The sequence below is a fragment of the Metapseudomonas phytobenefica genome (assembly GCF_043392685.1).
GTDB lineage: Bacteria > Pseudomonadota > Gammaproteobacteria > Pseudomonadales > Pseudomonadaceae > Metapseudomonas.
In genome coordinates this window covers 80,130-95,833 of the sequence record NZ_JBHZGM010000010.1, presented here as the reverse complement: position 1 = coordinate 95,833, position 15,704 = coordinate 80,130, and the positions used below count along the sequence as shown (strand labels likewise).

The following is a 15,704-nucleotide window of genomic DNA, read 5'->3' as shown; positions in this document are numbered from 1 at the left end:
CCGCACGGCTTTGATTGCGGGTTAGATGGAGCCTGTATCCCACCTGCGCCGAAGCGTGGCAATAGGCACCGGCTAATTCGGCATATTCGCCAAGCGGACCGTTCTGCAGGCCATAGTTACTGCTCGAACGGTGGCGGGAATCGGCAGTAAATGCCGGGCGAGATTTTGCCTTCGTGGCTCGTTGTTGTAGCTCTCCAGGAGGCCTTCGTCGTCGAGGGCACTCCTGCCACACCACTCGACATTGGACTTTTTGAATCGGCGCTGGGCAACAGCTGTGCGAATAGCCCCTTCCACTACGCAACCACCTTCACGTGCGCTTCCGGGCATATAAAAAAGACGCCCGGTTGGGCGTCTTAAGGCAAAGGAGCGTGGAGGATGCCTTGAAAATAATGGGCCAATCCTTGGCAGAACAAGACGGCGGTGATTACAGGATGCTCAGCGGGTACTCGATGATCAGGCGTACCTCATCGACATCACTGTCGAACGAACTGGAGCGATGGGTGGCCTGGCGAATGCGGAAGGACAGGTCTTTGGCGGCGCCTTCCTGGACCACATACTTGGCTTCCAGGTCGCGCTCCCAATGATGCTCATCGTCGGCTCCGGCGCGGAAAGAGGTGCCAGTCGGATCAGCTTTGGTGAAGTCGATCTGATCGCCTTTGATGTAGCGCGCCATCTGTAGTGGTCTACTGATCCCGGACAACCATTTAGGCGAAAGCCCTCGCCGTGAGGGAGGTGTCTGATGAGCAAGCAACGACGTACGCTTGCCGCCGACTTCAAGCGAGAGGCCACAGCCCTGATGTTGGACCAGGGTTACAGCCATATTGAGGTTTGCCGCCCACTGGGAGTGGTGGGCCCCCAATGGCGTTCCTCTCCGAATGTTTCGCCGGCGCCATGGCAAGCCGGCTCCCGGCCTGGGCCACGGCACGGCGATTACCGCGCCGGGCCAGGGGAAAGCCCTCAGCGCGTGTACGGGCCCTGCATGACGACTGCTTGGCCGCTGACCCAACTAAACCAGGCGGATACGCCGAGCCAAGGATCGGTGCGTGCGAGTATGTCCATGAGGTTGACGTTCAGCGTGACCGTGAGGTCCGTCATCATGGGTTGTGTCGGATAGTACTTGACGGCGTGGCTCGTGCTCCAGATGAGTGCGAACTCGTAGTACGGGCCTTCCACGTAGGTACCGTCGGGAGCCCGTGTGATCGTGAGCGGGATGTAGTCACCGTATAGCGCCTGATTGCCACTGAACTGAGCAGGGGCGGCCCAGCCGACTCCCCAGAATAGCTGCATCAGGGTCTGGTAGGCCTGCAGCATCAACCCATTGGCCATCGTGCTGGCCACCGAGGCCTGGTAGTCATTGCTTCCGTTGCTACCGGGGATCGGCAGGTTGCCGTTGTCGGAATAGCTATAAAAGGCAAGCAGCCGCCCATGATCGCCGACGATGTTCGTGTAGAAGGTGTCGAGGGCGGTGAGGCTATTCTCGAAGGAGTTCGCGACGTTCTCCCAGTACTCGCCGATGGAGGCTGAGGTCAATGTTCCGCCAAGGCCACTGGTGACCACACGGATGACATCGGTCACGGCGGTGACGGCAAGGTCCAGCGCAGCGCCGCCGGGCAACATCCCCAGCAGACCGTAGCCTAGGTCCTCAAGCAGCTGGCCAAAGTCGACCAGCGCGGAGTCGCCCACCTTGGCCTGCATGTTGGAAATGGCACCGTTGATCAGCGAATCCGCCGCCGTCTGGGCGGCGTTCAGTGTCCCCTTGGTGTAGTCGTAGAGCGATTGCAGTTGCTCTACCGCGCCCAATTCCTGCCACACGGTGTAGATGATATGCAGCCAGTCGTCGGAGGCTACGCCCGCAGGGGCGGTAGGCGCGGAGGGCGCGAGCGTGTAGTTACCGTTGGCGTCGAACGCCAGCCAACTGCCCAGTTCTCCTGCCACGGTGTTCGGCGACCAGCTCGGCGAGGCAGCCAGCGCTCGAGGATCGAGCGGGTCGTTGGAGTTTGGCCCGTTGATGATATTGCCGAGCACGGTGCAGAGCGCCGAATAGGCGTTGTTGTAGTCGGGCCAGCCAGTCTTGGGTTGGTCGGCGATAGATTGCAGCAGGTCCGCTGTCGGCTGCTGCGTCGCGAAGCGGATGACGATGTCGTGGGTATAGATGAAGTTGGCCTGGTAGTCGGCTGAGCAGAAACCGAAGGTGGCCGCGCCGCAAGCACTGCCGTAGCGCATGGCCCAGCGGTTGCCGGCCACCGCCAGGGTGCGCATGTCGGTGTCCATCAGGTTCGGATCGGACGCGGGCTCAAGGATGCCCTCGGAGATCTGGTCCATAAGGGCGGCACGTCCGGCCTTGAGGACCTGGATGCCGGAGGTGTTGCTGAAGGCAAAGACGCCCCGGTAGGTCTGGCCGTCCTCTATCGCCATTTCCCAGCTCGGGATGCCGGCCACGTAGGGGTTACCGTTGGCATCGTTCTGCGACAACGCATAGGCGTGGGCTGCGGCGGCCCAGCGTCGCTCATCGGGGTCGCCGGTCTGGTTCGTGGTCAGAGTCAGTGGTGGCTCGTTGTGGTAGGCGTTCGCCAATGCCGCATTCAGCTCGTCGTCGGTGGGTTGGAGAACGGTGACCTGGGTTCCCACCGGGAACAGGAAGGCGCCGACGACCGGATGGCCGTTGTTGTCGATGCCGGTTTCCCACGAGGGGATGGCGAACACGTAGAGCGGATTGCCATTGTCATCCTGCTGGCTCAGTGCCCAGCGGAGGATGCCGTTCGCCCAATAGCGGTAATCGATGAAGACGCTGGTTTGGGGGACGTCGATGCCCGAGAGCATCGCAAGCACCTCGCTCTGCAGGATGTTCTGCCAGACCACGGCAACTGCAGTGCTTTGGATGGTGCCTGTTGATGGCGGCAGGGTGGAGAGGTGGGTAGCCAGGGATGGCCGTTGTTCAGGGGCGAAATCGCTGGAATCGAACATGGTAGATCTCCCTATCTGCGGATGAAGGCGAGCGACTTACGTGATGCCTTGCAGGCGCTGAAACTACAGCGCTCGGAGAGTTTAGCCAGCCTCACTTGCGTTGCCAGGGCGCCCGGTCTCGATCTGATAGCCGGTATTGGCCGCTCCTGGTTGGAGTACGCCTGGTGGATCCGGCACGCTCGGGTGAGGTTTCGAGAGCGATTACTCAGTGGGTGTTTGCCTTCAACAAAAGATCAGGCCCGGCCTATGAAGTCCGGGCATATTGCATAGGTGTAGTACGACGCGCCTTGGCTCAGCGAATTCCTGCATTGCGCAGGGCTGCCGGGGTCAGGTCGTTCATGCTTGTCTTCAGGTCGAAGGTGATCCCGCGCTTGGCCTCGTTGATCAGGTTCTGTACCAGGTAGCGTCCCGCGATCAGATCGTAGAGCGTGACCGCGGCGTAGTAGCTGGCGCCCTGCTGGTAGTGCAGTACCTGGTGCCCCTCGGCGACGCGCCAGAGTTGCCCGCGGCCGTCATAGTGGTCGACCTCCACCAGGGCCCAGGTGTCCTCGTCGAAGTACATGTGGCGCTTGGCGTAGATATGCCGTTCACCTGGCTTGAGAGTACCTTCGACCTCCCACACGCGGTGCAGCTCGTAGCGGGACAGGTCCTGGTTGATGTGACCGGGTTTGACGATGTCGGCGTATTTCAGCTTCGGCGACCACAACCGGTAGCTGTTGTAGGGAATGTAGATTTCTTTCTTGCCGACCAGCTTCCAGTCGTAGCGATCCGGGGCGCCGTTGTACATGTCGCCATTGTCGGCGGTGCGCATGCCGTCGGCGGCCGTGCCCGGGCCGTCGTAGGCGACCTGCGGGGCGCGGCGCACGCGGCGCTGGCCGGCGTTGTAGGCCCAGGCCATGCGCGGTTCCTTGATCTGGTCGAGCGTCTCGTGGATGAGAATTACGCCGCCGGCCAGGCGCGCCGGTGCGAGCACCCTCTGCTTGTAGTAGATGAGGATGTTGGCTGCATCCTGCGGGTTCACGTCAGCCATGTTCTGCGGGAAGGCGAAGGTTTCCTCCATCTCCACGACGGTGTAGGCGCCGTTCACCTGCGGGGTGATCTGCGACACCAACTGGCTGCCGTTGGTGCCGCGATAGCGGGTTTCGTGGTTCCACACGACTTCCACGCCGCTCTTGGGGATCGGGAAGGCGTAGTAGCGCGACTGCTCGAAGTTCTTCAGGCCATTACCGTTGTCCACCGTTTCGGTGGTCACCGCGCTGCGTTTCGCCGCGTCGTAGACCGACTGTGGTGCGGCTGCGCTGCGGTGGGTGGGGTAGACCGGAATTCGGTAGGTATCCGGATAGCGCTTGAACAGGGCCTGCTGGCCGGGTGTCAGTTTGTCCTTGTACTGCGCGACGTTGGCGGCCGTGATGACGAACAGTGGCTTTTCATTGGCGAACGGATCGCCGAGAAAGCCGTTGGCGTCCACCGGCGCTGCGCCCGGCTTCAGGCCGCCGGTCCAGGCGGGGATGCTGCCGTCGGCATTGCCGGCCTTCTCCGCGCCAAGCGGGGTCAGGGTAGTGCCCAGTTGCGCCGCCTCCTGCGGGGAAACAGCGGCCATGACTCCGGTGGCCAGCAGAGACAGCGCCAGGGCGCTGGATTTCAATACAGAGATGGATTTCATGCTTGGTTTCCTCTGCCAGGGTGGATCAGAAGTTCACGCCGAAGCTGAGCGCGATGAAATCGCGATCGCCGTTGGTGTTGAAATGGCCGCCAAAGAAGTCGGTGTAACTGAGGCTGGCGGTGTAGGTGTTCAGGTAGTCGGCATCCACGCCGATGCTGACTGCCTTGAGGCCTTCCTCGAAGTTGGGGCCATTGCCCTCTACGTCGTGTGACCAGGCCAGGTTTGGCGACAGGTTTATGCCGGCGAAGACGTTTGCGTAATCCAGCTTGGCGCGTGCACGGTAGCCCCAGGAGTGGGTGGTATAGAAACCGTGGCTGTTGCACTCCTGCTGCGGGTTGCTGGCAGAGGGGGTGCCCGGATTGCTGCCGACGCACAGGCTGGTGCCCGCCGGAACCAGTTGGCCCGGACCGAAGATCGGGTTGCGGCCGAAGCGGATGTCGCTGCCGTCGGTCCTGCCCAGGCCGTTGATGCGGTTGTAGCCGACCTCGCCGACCAGGGTCAGGCGGCTGGCGCCCCAGATCTGGTCGAAGAACTGGGTGGCGGTCATCTGTGCCTGGAATACCGGCATACGCTTGTAACCGGGCAGCGCGCCGCCGAGGACGACGGGCGTTTCACCGCTGACGAAGATCGGAGAGACCTGCTGGCTGAAGGTCTGTAGGTCGGTCTGCTGCAGTGCCGCCAGGTTCGCGTCGGTGGTATTGATCTGCAGCGGCATGTTCGGCCGATAGCTGACTTCGCCACCCAGTGCTGTACCGCCGACGTTGGTCTGGAAGCTCAGGCCGTAGAGGCGGATGTCTTCCGGATAGTCGATGAAGAAGCGCGCGCTGCGGAGCCGGTCGATCTGGTTCTGCCCGATCGCGCCCAGCACGGCCTGCTGCGCCTGAGCGGCGGTGCCGCCGGTCGCGATCACCTGGCCAGCGATGGCCTGAACCTGCGCGGCGGTGATGGGCGCAACCTCGGTCTGCCTGAAGCTGATGTACGGATTGCGGCTGTGGTAGTTCATCACATAGGCGCCGAACTCGGTGTCGTTCAACTCCGGCACGAACCAACGCAGGGCGATGCCGTATTGCCCCCCGTCGCGCGCGTCGTTGTCCTTCAGGCGCGGTTCGTAGGCGTTGCCCCTGCCGGTCGCGACGGCGCCGATGCCGCCCTGGTTGGCAAGTGGGTCTCCCTGCGCGAAGTCCGGTCCAGCGCCCACCAGTCGATCGTTGCAGCCTTGCGCTACGGCATCGCTGCCGAAGAAAGTGCCGCAATTGTCGACGACGGTCTTTTCCCATTCGAGCTGGTAGAACGCCTCGGCGGTGAGGTTCTCGGTCAGGCCCTGCGACACGTAGAACATGTTCACCGGGATCAGGCCTTCCTTGATCTCGGCACCGGGGCGGCGAAGCGCCGCGACGTCGATCGGGTTGATGCTGTTGATCGAGTTGCCGATGAAGGTGCTCTCGCCCCAACTCACTACCTGCTTGCCCAGGCGGACATTGCCCGGCAGGTCGCCGAGGTTGTAGTTGTGATACACGAAGGCATCGAGAAATTCGGCACCGGACGCCTTGGCCAGGTCGTCGCGGCCGCTGTCGTCGATGTCGTAGAACAGGCGGTGTTCGTCCTTCAGCTCGAAGTCGTACCAGTACTTGCCGCGGATGAACACACCACTGTCGCCGTACTTCAGCTCAAGGTCGTGCACACCCTTGAAGATCTTCGAGAAAGTTTCTCCCTTCTTGAAGTTCAGGCGGTTGTCGTCAGCCGTGCGGGTCGAGGATTCGCCCCGCTTGCCAAGAATATTGGCGCTGGAAATGAAGTCCGGGTCCGGGCCGCGCACTGCCCAGCTGGCACCTATCGAAAGCGATGAGTCGAAAGTCCCTTCGATCTCCCCAAGGGTGAAATCAATGGCGTGAGCCTGGGCAGTCACGCCCATGGTCACCGCGGCTGCCAGTCGATGCAGGCGGAAGGCTCGGGATCTTGTTGTTTTCATACGGCGCTCCAGCAGTGGAAATCGGGGCGGCGAACAGGCAGCTGGCCAGCGGCCGGAGTGCAGGTGAGTGGGGGCAGCGGGATGGGTGGAGCGATAGCCACGTGCGGATACTCCTCAGCAGTTTTTGTTGTTTTTGTAGGGGGGCTGGGGCCGATGCTAGGCGTGAGGGCGAACGGAGCCGCCACTCGGGGTGAGGGGAAAGAGGGGGGAGGGGGCTTTGGGCACCGGCACGAGCGCCGCTTTCCCTGAGGCGGGGAGGAGGGGCGCGGTGCCAGGTCAGATTCGTTTTTCCGGCAGCTTCGGACTAACTCTCGCCGAGCAGGAGGGCAGGGTGACGGACTTTTCCTGGCCTACGACTGCTTCGTCTGCTGTCTGGCCGCGACTATCGCTTCATAGCGGCCTGATACACCGAGCTTGGCGTAGATGTTCTTCAGGTTCCACTTGACGGTTTCCAGGCTCAGGTTGAGCGTCTGGGCGATGCGCTTGTTGGACATGGACTGTTCCAGCAGGCCGATGATTTCCTGTTCCCGCCGGGTAAACATCGGCGATTCGCTCGTTCCTGCCGACGCGGTATCCGCCAACCGCTGGGGACTGGCGAAAGCGGGCAGGGGCGATGCTGCAAGCCGATGGCGATAGCTGTCCAGAACCGGATCATCCTCGCAATCGAGCTGCGCCAGCAGCGTCTGCAAAGCCGGGCTCTCATCCAGCAAGGTTCTCACCAGGCCGAGGCGCTCGCTCTCCCGCAATGCGCCACGTAGTCGTGCATGGGATTCTTGCCGTTGCCCCAGGAGGTCCCGCGCCAGTGAACCGAGCAGTTCCGCCTGGATTTTCCATCTGCCTCGGCCGTAGCGCTCAGCAAGCTGCGCGAGTACCTGCGAGGCGTCGAGGGCGAGGGCCGGCTCCTGGCGCGCCAGGCTGACACGTGCGCGGGAAAGGGCCGCCAGCGCGGCGATTTCGTGGTCCTCCATCGAATCACCGGCATGACGGTGCGCCAATGCGTCGAGGCTTGCTCGCTGACTTTCGCATTGCCGCCAGTCGCCGCTGGTCAGGAGGATGCGCACCTGTTCGCAGAGGTTGTGCGCGAGCGCGCGATCGAACCCTTTGGCGCGCAGCTCCGTGGTTTTGGGTGCCAGGTACTCCAGAGCTGCCGCAGGCGACTCCTGCAGATACTTCAGGCGAGCGGTGGTGATCATCGCGCTGCTGAGCACGATAGAGGGTGAGACCTGGAGCAGATCGAGGCGGCCGCTCAGCGCCTCGCGGGCATCGTCGATGCGGTCCAGTTCATAGTGGATCTCGGCCATCATCACCGCACAGTGGCAGGTGCTGATCGAGCGTCGACCATGGATGTTTTCCGCCTGATGCAGCAGATCCAATGCGCGAGTTGCGGTATCGAGGATATTGCCTGCCAGCAGTTCTCCATAGGTGGCGGTGCCGATCGCCAGCAGTGCCAGTTCGTCCTGGCTTGCATAAAGCGAATTCGCCGCAGAGTCGTTGATGTAGTCCCGCACGCGCTGATGCTGCCCCTGGTGAGACAGGCAGCTGAGATACAGGCAGGCACGCATCTGCTGGTGGAAGGGATGGACGAAGACATGATCGCGCAGCGGTTCCAGGAGTCGGAAGGCGAGCGTCAGGTCATCGCGCTGGAAGGCGATGGCGGCCTTGACCAGTTCGATATGTGGCGCCAGCGCGGCGCTGCCATGGTCGGTCTGCAGTGCATTCAGCCAGGTTTCCGCCTTGCTGGTGAGCATGGTCATGATGCAGCTCCAGGCACCCTGCAACAGGACATTCGGGTGCCGCGCCAGGCGCTCCAGAGGGACGCAATCCAGCCAGCGCATGTACTGGCCGAGATTGCTGAGGTTGTGATGAGGTGGCTTCGACCGGCTCAGCAGGCTGACCAACACATCGAGATCATCGCTGAGTACCGCGTGGCGGATAGCTTCGTTCACCAGGCCGGTACTTTCGAACCAATCCATGGCGCGCCGGTGCAGTTGCTTCACGTCGAAGTTCGAACTGGCCAGCCGCTGCTGCAGAAATTCGGCGAACAGAGGGTGAAAGCGATACCACTGGTGGCTGTCTTCCATGTCCACCGGCAGGATGAACAGGTTGCGCGCCTCGATGGCTGCAATCAGTTCCGCCGCGTCGTCCGCCTGCGCGACGTGCCGCGCCACGTTGACATTGAAACGGCGCAGGATGGCGATTTTCTCCAGGAAATCGACCAGCGCGCCCGGTAGTCCGCTGAGCACGTCCTCGGTCAGGTAATCGCCCAGACCGGCTTTGCCGGGCAGTAGCCGGAGAGTCTTCGGATCCGTCCGCGGAGCGGATTTGAGCGCGATGGACATCAACTGCAGGCCGATCGGCCAGCCATCGGTGGTGTCGTGGATGGCGTGTGCCGTTTCCGAGCTGATCTCATCATCGAGGTAGGTCTTCAGGAAGTTCAGCGACTCCATGAAGCTGAAGCACAGATCCGTGCAGTCGATCTCGCAAAGCTCGGCCATCGCCCGCAGGCGCCCCAGTTTCAGCTCCGGACTCACGCGGGAGGCAAGGACGATGTGCAGGTTGGCCGGGGAACCGTCCACCAGGCGCTGCACCAGTTGCGTGCCAAGCGGGCTGTTGGCGAACTGGAAGTCGTCCAGCATCAGGTACAGCGGCGTGTCGACCCGCGCCAGGGTGTTGATCAGCACGGAGGCCAGGGCCTGCAGCCCCGCATGGGATTCGCGCTCGATCAGCAGCAGGAGGTCGCTGTCCAGCGGCAGGCCTGCCTGCTGCAAGGCACCGATCAGGCTGGCACAGAAGGTTTCCAGCCTGCAGTCCTCTTGCACCAGGGACAACCAGACGACGCTTTTCCCGGCCTTGATCAGGCCCTGCCGCCACTGTGCCAGCAGGGTGGTCTTGCCGAATCCCGCCCCACCGGTGACCAGGATCAGACGAGAGTCCTGGGCCTGCTGCAAGCGCATGAGCAGTGGCTTGCGCAGCAGCGCATGGCTGCTGAGGCGTGGTGGTGAGAGGCGGGTAGTGACCAGGAGCGGGGTGAGGGTCATGGGCAGGGCAATCTCCACCAGCTCATGGTATCGGCAGGGGTGGGGTGGGCCGTTTTCCTCGTCATGAGTGGGTACGACCAGGAGCTGGAAATCTAGTGTCTTGTCGTTGTTCGGTTCAGCGACCGTTTGCGGGATGAAACGCTTGGAGCCCACTTCCGCGCAACTGGTTTTTTCCGTGCCTGGACCGTGCGGACCACTTGCAAGGGGTGGAACCAGGCCTGTTCCGAATGCCTGGAATTCACGCAATTACACGAGAGAGATCGAAATGTCGGGTCCACTGGCTGGTGTGAAAGTTGTCGAAATGAACGCGATCGGTCCGGCACCGTTCGCCGTGATGATGCTTGCAGACATGGGGGCGGATGTCATACGTGTCGACCGTCAGGTCGCCAACTTCCTGAACGCTGACGGCAGCGTGCTCGGCCGTGGTCGTCGCAGCATCGCCATCGATCCGCGCAAGCCTGGAGCCACTGAGGTGCTGCTGAAGCTGATCGAGGGTGCCGATGTACTGGTCGAGGGCTTCCGCCCCGGTGTGATGGAGCGTCTGGGGCTTGGACCGGACGTGTGTCTGCAACGCAACCCGAAGCTGGTCTACGGCCGTATGACGGGCTGGGGCCAGGAGGGGCCGCTCGCTCACGCCGCCGGTCACGATCTCAATTACATCTCCCTGAGCGGTGCACTGCATGCCATGGGCCATGCCGATCGCGCACCGACTCCGCCGCTGCATCTGGTAGGCGATATGGGCGGTGGCGCCATGTTCCTCGTTACCGGCGTTCTCGCTGCGCTGCTGGAGGTGCAGAAATCGGGCAAGGGGCAGGTGGTGGATGCTGCCATCTGCGATGGCGCAACCCTGCTCAGCAGCATGTACTACGACCTTCGCCAACAGGGGCAGTGGAGCGATGAGCGCCAGGACAACATGCTCGATGGCGCAGCGCCGTTCTACGGTTGCTACACCTGCGCCGACGGCAAGTACATCTCCATCGGGCCGATCGAGCCGCAGTTCTACCAGCTGCTGCTGCAACTGTGCGAGATCGACGATCCGGCTTTCCAGGATCAGTGGGCGCGTCAGGAATGGCCGGCACTGCGCGAGAAGCTGGAGAAACTCTTCCTGAGCCGGCGCCGCGACGAGTGGGTGAAGCTGCTGGAAGGTACCGATGCCTGCTTTGCGCCGATACTGGGTTTCGGCGAAGCGCCGTACCACCCGCACAACAGGGCGCGCGAGGCGTTCATCGAGATCGACGGCGGGCTGTATCCGGCCCCGGCCCCACGCCTGAGCCGCACGCCCCTGCGCGCTGGGACGGTGGTGGAGAACGGCAGCCATACGCTGGAAATCCTCCGCGAGGCGGGGTTTGGTGAGGAGGAAATCGCCGGTTTGCGGGCCAATGGAGCGATTGCCTGATCGTCCTTCTCACCCGCAAGGGGATATCCCGCTCTGCAGGATTGTGCGGGACGCGTAGTCATCGCTTGCGATGCCCTTCGTGGGAGAGGGTGATTCCAAATGGGAAGTGCAGAGATGCATTTCCCATTTTTTTTGCTCCATTCCCGGCGTGGGCTTGCCCTCAACCCTGGCCCTTTTCTCGGAGGGAGATGGGGTGGTGACAGTCCACCCCACCCCAAATCCCACCCACCCTGAGCGGGTACAGCGCCTGGCCGATTCGCAACGATAGCTGCACGAACGCTTGGGTCATCACTCGCGACCGAAGCACCTTCAAACCTGCTGTGGAGTATGTGATGTCGCAGAAAGCCTACGTTGCCGGAGTTGGCATGATCCCCTTCGTCAAGCCGGGAGCCAGCGGTTCCTACATCGATATGGGCGCCGAAGCCACCCGACTGGCGCTGAAGGATGCCGGACTGGACTACAACCTGGTGCAGCATGCCTATGTCGGCTATGTCTACGGTGACTCCACTTGTGGCCAGTCGGCGTTGTACGAAGTGGGCCTGTCCGGCATTCCGGTGGTCAACGTCAACAACAACTGCTCCACCGGTTCCAGTGCGCTCTGGCTGGCGCGCCAGGCCGTAGAAAGCGGTGCCGTGGAATGCGCCCTGGCCTTGGGCTTCGAGCAGATGCAGCCGGGAGCGCTGAAGGCCCAGTGGGAAGATCGCCCGCCGGTGATGGGCAAGGGCCTGGCTGTCACCGAGCAGCTGTGCACCGATGCTGACGAAGTGCCGATGGCGCTGAAGATGTTCGGTGGCGCCGGCCGCGAGCACATGCAGAAGTATGGCACCCAGATGAGGACCTTCGCCGCCATCCGCGCCAAGGCCAGCCGTCATGCCGCCAACAATCCGCTGGCACTGTTCCGCAAGGTCGTCACCACCGAAGACGTGATGAACGACCAGGTCATCTGGCCGGGCGTGATGACCCGGTTGATGGCCTGCCCGCCGACTTGCGGTGCTGCAGCGGCGATCATCTGCACCGAGTCTTTCGCCCGCAAGCACAGCCTGCGCACCGACGTGGTGATTCTCGCCCAGGCACTGACCACCGACCGCTCGGTTGCCTATGACTCGGGTTCAATGATCCAGGCCGTCGGCTTCGACATGGCCCAGCGCGCCGCCCGGGAAGTCTACGAGAAGGCCGGCGTCGATCCGCACGATATTCGTGTCGCGGAGCTGCACGACTGCTTCGCCCACAACGAGCTGCTGACCTACGAGTCCCTGGGCTTCTGTCCGGTCGGCGGTGCCGAACGTTTCATCCTCGATGGCGACAACACCTACGGCGGCCAGGTGGTCACCAACCCGTCCGGCGGCCTCCTGTCCAAAGGCCATCCTCTGGGCGCCACCGGCCTGGCCCAGTGCTACGAGCTGACCCACCAGCTGCGTGGCACCGCCGAAGCCCGCCAGGTCGAAGACGTGAACCTCGCCCTGCAGCACAACCTCGGTCTGGGCGGCGCCTGCGTCGTGACCCTCTACGGCCGCGCCTGAACCCATGCGCGCGCTCCCTCGGGCGCGCACCTTGACGCATTCTGATAGGAGAGAAGTGAAATGGCAGACAAGAGTCTGATCGGCCGCTCCCTCGGCGTAACCCACGCCGAAGTGGAGAAGGGTCGCCTGCGTTTCTTCGCCAAGGCCATCGGCGAGACCGATCCGGTCTACACCGACGAAGCTGCCGCAAGGGCCGCCGGCTACAAGTCGCTGCCGGTACCACCGACCTTCCTGTTCTGCCTGCAAGGCGAGGGGCGGGACCTCGGCGAGTTCCTCGATCTGCTGGGCTGGGACCTTGGCCGCATCCTGCACGCCGAGCAGGAATTCATCTACCACAAGCCTGCAGTTGCCGGTGACGTACTGAGTTTCGACACCACCATCGCGGACATCTACGAGAAGAAGGGCGGCGCCCTGCAGTTCGTGGTGCAGAACACCCGCGTGACCAACCAGGATGGCGAGCACATCGCCGACATCCGTTCGTCCCTCGTGCAGCGCTGAGGAGCCCCTGATGAGCAACGTTCAATTCTCCGACATCCAGGTTGGCGACGAGATTCCGCTGCTGAAACTGGACCCGATCAATCGCACCACCCTGGCCCTGTACTGCGGCGCTTCGGGTGACCACAACCCGATCCACATCGACATCGATTTCGCCCGCAAGGCGCGCATGCCCGACGTATTCGCCCACGGCATGCTCTCCGCTGCCTACCTCGCCCGCCTGCTGACCAACTGGGTTCCGCAGAAACAAGTGCGCCGCCTGTCGATGCGCTTCACCGGCATCACCCAGCTGGGCCACGTCCCGACCTGCACCGGCAGGGTCGTCGATAAGTTCGAAGCGGACGGCGAGAAGCGAGTGCGCCTGCAGATTCGCTGCGGCAACCAGCACGGTGAAGAAAAGATCGCCGGTGAAGCCGTGGTCGCCCTGGCCTGAATCCCATTACAACCAACAAGAATCGAAGGATAAGCAAGATGAGAAAGCTAGAAGGTAAAGTCGCCCTGGTCACCGGATCCGGACGTGGCATTGGCCGTGAAGTGGCCCTGCAGCTGGCTGGTTACGGCGCCAAGGTAGTGGTCAACGACCTGGACGCAGCTCCGGCTGAGGAGGTGGTTGCCGAGATCCGCAACGCCGGCGGTGAAGCCGTCGCCTGCGTGGGCAGCGTGACCGCTGTCGACTTCGCTGATCGTTTCGTGCAGACCGCCGTGCAGAACTATGGTGGCATCGACATCATCGTCAACAACGCCGGTTACACCTGGGACAACGTGATCCAGAAGATGTCGGACGAGCAGTGGTACGCCATCATCGACTGCCACCTGACTGCACCGTTCCGCATCCTGCGCGCTGCCCAGCCGATCATCAGTGCCGCTGCCAAGGCCGAGAAGGCCGAAGGCCGCGAGGTCTTCCGCAAGGTGGTGAACATTTCCTCCGTCGCTGCTAACGGCAACGCGGGCCAGGCCAATTACTCCTCGGCCAAGGCCGGCATCCTGGGCATGACCAAGACCCTGGCGAAGGAATGGGGCCGCATGAAGGTCTGCGTCAACGCCGTCGCTTTCGGTTTCATCCAGACCCGCCTGACCCAGGCGCTGGCCGGTGAAGACAGCAAGACCGTCAATATCGAAGGTCGCGAAATCAAGGTCGGCGTGCAGCAGTCGATGATCGACGCCGCCAGCATGACCATCCCGCTGGGCCGTCCGGGTACGCCGAAGGAAGCTGCTGGTTCAGTCGTCATGCTGTGCCTGCCGGAGTCCGACTATGTTTCCGCCCAGACCATCGTCTGCGGCGGCGGCATCGGCTCTCTCTAAGAAGGCGACACGCAGGAGCCAGCCATGCCCGGGAATGCCGCGGTGCAAAAGCTTCGCGGGCAAAGCTCCCTCCTGCGCAAAGATGCCAAGCCCGACTCAGGTGCTGGGCAACAACAAGAATTTCGAGGTATTGGCGATGTTGGAAAACTACCGCTCCCCCTGGATGGACTCTGAAGTCGAGGCATTCGCCGATAGCGTCCGTCGTTTCGTCACCGACACCCTGGCTCCCCGCGAAGACAAGTGGCGCGAGCAGCACCAGGCTGATCGCGAATCCTGGCTGGCCTGCGGCGAGATGGGCATGATCCTGCCCGACGTGGACGTCGAGTACGGCGGTTCGGGCGGCACCCCGGCGCATCTGGCGGCGGTCATCAATGAACTTGCCTATGCCGGCGTTAGCGGTCTTTGCCTGGGTATCAACCATATCGTCGGCCACTACATCCTCGATGACGGTACCGAAGAGCAGAAAAAATACTGGCTGCCGAAGATCGCTTCCGGCGAATGCATCTGCTCCGTCGCCATGACCGAGCCGGGCACCGGTTCCGACCTGCAGGCCGTACGCACCCGCGCGGTGAAGAAGGGCGACAAGTACGTCATCAACGGCGCCAAGACCTTCATCACCAACGGCCAGCTGAGCGACATGGTGGCCGTGGTCGCCAAGACCGATCCGAATGCGGGTTCCAAGGGCATATCGATCTTCCTGGTCGACACGCGGCTACCGGGCTTCCGTCGTGGCAAGGTACTGGACAAGGTCGGCATGCCGTCCTCGGACACGTCGGAAATGTACTTCGATGACGTTGAGGTACCGGCCGACTGCCTGCTCGGCGGCGTGGAAGGCCAGGGTTTCTATACCCTCATGAAGCAGTTGCCCTACGAGCGCGCGCAGATCGCCATGGGCGCCGCGGCCCAGATGGAGCGAGCGCTGAAGCTGACGGTGGAGTACACCAGGGAACGCAAGGTGTTCGGCAAGCCGGTGCTGGACTTCCAGAACACCCGCTTCAAGCTGGCCGAGGTCAAGGCCACCGTGCTGGCCGGCCGCACCTTCTGCGATCACCTCATTCAGCAATGGATCGCGGGCAGGATGGACTCCACCCTGGCCTCCATGGGCAAGTTCTGGCTGACCGAGCGCGCCAGTGAAGTGACCGATACCTGCCTGCAGTTCTTTGGCGGCTACGGCTACATGAACGAGTACCCCATCGCCAGGATGTGGGCTGATGCGCGCGTGCAGCGCATCTATGCCGGCACCAACGAAATCCAGCGCGAGCTGGTCAGCCGCTCACTGTAAGCGTACGAGCCGGGGGAGCCTGCATTCGGCAGGGCTCCCCCGACTCCAGGGCGAGAGTCGCTAAACTGGATTCAG

10 protein-coding genes and 2 pseudogenes are annotated in these 15,704 nt (G+C 62.7%); 7 read left to right on the top strand and 5 right to left on the bottom strand.

What is annotated here, in order from left to right:
• Positions 1 to 424: 424 nt before the first annotated feature.
• Positions 425 to 673 (bottom strand): annotated as a pseudogene (locus ACFW0B_RS11010) (OprD family outer membrane porin); the annotation flags it as partial.
• 66 nt (positions 674 to 739) lie between these two features.
• On the opposite strand from ACFW0B_RS11010, the pseudogene ACFW0B_RS25985 reads away from it, so the two are divergent.
• Positions 740 to 850, top strand: a pseudogene (locus tag ACFW0B_RS25985) (transposase); the annotation flags it as partial.
• Positions 851 to 957: 107 nt separating this feature from the next.
• On the opposite strand, the gene ACFW0B_RS11005 reads toward ACFW0B_RS25985, so the two are convergent.
• From ACFW0B_RS11005 to ACFW0B_RS10990, 4 genes are all read right to left on the bottom strand, one after another.
• Positions 958 to 2,964: a hypothetical protein gene (locus ACFW0B_RS11005; protein ID WP_449147982.1), complete on the bottom strand. Its 2,007-nt coding sequence runs from the start codon at positions 2,962 to 2,964 to the stop codon at positions 958 to 960.
• Positions 2,965 to 3,256: 292 nt separating this feature from the next.
• On the bottom strand, positions 3,257 to 4,627 hold the full coding sequence (locus ACFW0B_RS11000; protein WP_449147980.1) for a DUF1329 domain-containing protein: 1,371 nt from the start codon (positions 4,625 to 4,627) through the stop codon (positions 3,257 to 3,259).
• Positions 4,628 to 4,652: 25 nt separating this feature from the next.
• Complete coding sequence (locus ACFW0B_RS10995) at positions 4,653 to 6,596, bottom strand: DUF1302 domain-containing protein (protein ID WP_449147978.1); 1,944 nt, start codon at positions 6,594 to 6,596, stop codon at positions 4,653 to 4,655.
• A 350-nt stretch (positions 6,597 to 6,946) separates the two neighbouring features.
• Complete coding sequence (locus ACFW0B_RS10990) at positions 6,947 to 9,634, bottom strand: LuxR C-terminal-related transcriptional regulator (RefSeq protein WP_449147976.1); 2,688 nt, start codon at positions 9,632 to 9,634, stop codon at positions 6,947 to 6,949.
• Positions 9,635 to 9,899: 265 nt separating this feature from the next.
• Between ACFW0B_RS10990 and ACFW0B_RS10985 the strand changes: the two genes are divergently transcribed.
• From ACFW0B_RS10985 to ACFW0B_RS10960, 6 genes are all read left to right on the top strand, one after another.
• Positions 9,900 to 11,030: a CaiB/BaiF CoA transferase family protein gene (locus ACFW0B_RS10985; RefSeq protein ID WP_449147974.1), complete on the top strand. Its 1,131-nt coding sequence runs from the start codon at positions 9,900 to 9,902 to the stop codon at positions 11,028 to 11,030.
• Between the two features lie 332 nt (positions 11,031 to 11,362).
• Entirely contained in the window at positions 11,363 to 12,550 is a 1,188-nt protein-coding gene (locus ACFW0B_RS10980; RefSeq protein WP_449147972.1) for a lipid-transfer protein, read from the top strand.
• 60 nt (positions 12,551 to 12,610) lie between these two features.
• Positions 12,611 to 13,048, top strand: coding sequence for a MaoC family dehydratase N-terminal domain-containing protein (locus ACFW0B_RS10975; RefSeq protein ID WP_449147970.1), 438 nt, complete (start codon positions 12,611 to 12,613; stop codon positions 13,046 to 13,048).
• Positions 13,049 to 13,058: 10 nt separating this feature from the next.
• Positions 13,059 to 13,478, top strand: a complete 420-nt coding sequence (locus ACFW0B_RS10970) for a MaoC family dehydratase (RefSeq protein ID WP_449147968.1) — start codon at positions 13,059 to 13,061, stop codon at positions 13,476 to 13,478.
• A 38-nt stretch (positions 13,479 to 13,516) separates the two neighbouring features.
• Positions 13,517 to 14,347 (top strand): SDR family NAD(P)-dependent oxidoreductase, encoded by an 831-nt coding sequence (locus ACFW0B_RS10965; protein WP_449147966.1) that lies wholly within the window; start codon positions 13,517 to 13,519, stop codon positions 14,345 to 14,347.
• Between the two features lie 136 nt (positions 14,348 to 14,483).
• Positions 14,484 to 15,629: an acyl-CoA dehydrogenase family protein gene (locus ACFW0B_RS10960; protein WP_449148040.1), complete on the top strand. Its 1,146-nt coding sequence runs from the start codon at positions 14,484 to 14,486 to the stop codon at positions 15,627 to 15,629.
• The last annotated feature ends 75 nt before the right edge of the window (positions 15,630 to 15,704 follow it).